Here is an 818-nt window from a genome sequence, read left to right as displayed (position 1 = left end):
CAATAAATCGCCCGACAACCTCCGAATCAAACAGATAAAGCGGGCTATTCAGGTCGTTATAGTAGCGTTTCACCGCTTGTTTCACCCGTTTACAGGCCGGAATTCTGCCGTTTTCGACATCAAAAGCGTATTGCTCCCATGCGTTCATAGTCGGTCTAACTCGTCCTCTTCCTCAGTCTCCACTGGATTTTTACGCCGTGATACCGGATCAAAACCCAGCAGCGAGGACATTTTTATCATGATTTTTTCGGCGTCCGCTTTGGCGCTCAGTGACGGATTGCGGCTTTCACTGCCTTGGCTGTTAACAATGCTAAAGCCCCGCATATCAAGGTCTGCCACCGCCTTTCGGTAAATGGCGTAGTTGACGCAGTACAGTTCCAAGTTGTTCCAATCAGCAGCGGTCAGATCTTCCCGTTCGCTTAAGGCTTTTGCCTTGGCTTTCCACTGGCTGGCGGCAATCTCATTCAAATACATCGGGGGTTTGGGTGCTCGTGCCATAATCTTCTGTTTTCCTTGTGATTTTATTTTCAAAAAAAGTGCCGTGCGTAAAAATTGGAGGAGGCGGCGGTTCCTTTTAGCAGGGCATTTGTCATTTTTGCTACCCCCACCCCTCTATTTCATTGGGTTATTATTCCGCAACTCACCAACCTTGCCGCTTCTGCTTCTTGCTTCCGATACTCACCGTTCTTGCGCTTCTGTTTGGTGATCGGGTCTGTCTGTACGGTCTTACGGTTATGGCAGGCGTGGCATAAAGATTGATGGTTGGATTCAGGCCAGAACAACACATCACTATCACCCTCTATCGGGATAATGTGATC

At 48.5% G+C, this 818-nt stretch carries 2 protein-coding genes and 1 pseudogene; all 3 read right to left on the bottom strand.

All coding sequences use genetic code 11. The features are described 5' to 3' along the window. The coding region (locus tag Xbed_RS20435; protein WP_167371957.1) for a hypothetical protein at window positions 1–148 on the bottom strand (148 nt) is incomplete at its 3' end. Further along, window positions 145–498 carry a phage terminase small subunit P27 family gene (locus tag Xbed_RS18900; protein ID WP_086114323.1) on the bottom strand — a complete coding sequence of 118 codons (354 nt, stop codon included), beginning with the start codon at window positions 496–498 and terminating at the stop codon, window positions 145–147. The genes Xbed_RS18900 and Xbed_RS20435, both read right to left, overlap by 4 nt. Before the next feature lie 119 nt (window positions 499–617). Then, window positions 618–818: pseudogene (locus Xbed_RS18895) on the bottom strand (HNH endonuclease); the annotation flags it as partial.

Source organism: Xenorhabdus beddingii, from assembly GCF_002127545.1.
Taxonomy (GTDB): domain Bacteria; phylum Pseudomonadota; class Gammaproteobacteria; order Enterobacterales; family Enterobacteriaceae; genus Xenorhabdus; species Xenorhabdus beddingii.
Note: the sequence above shows the minus strand (reverse complement) of the source record. Positions and strands in the feature narration are given on the sequence as shown.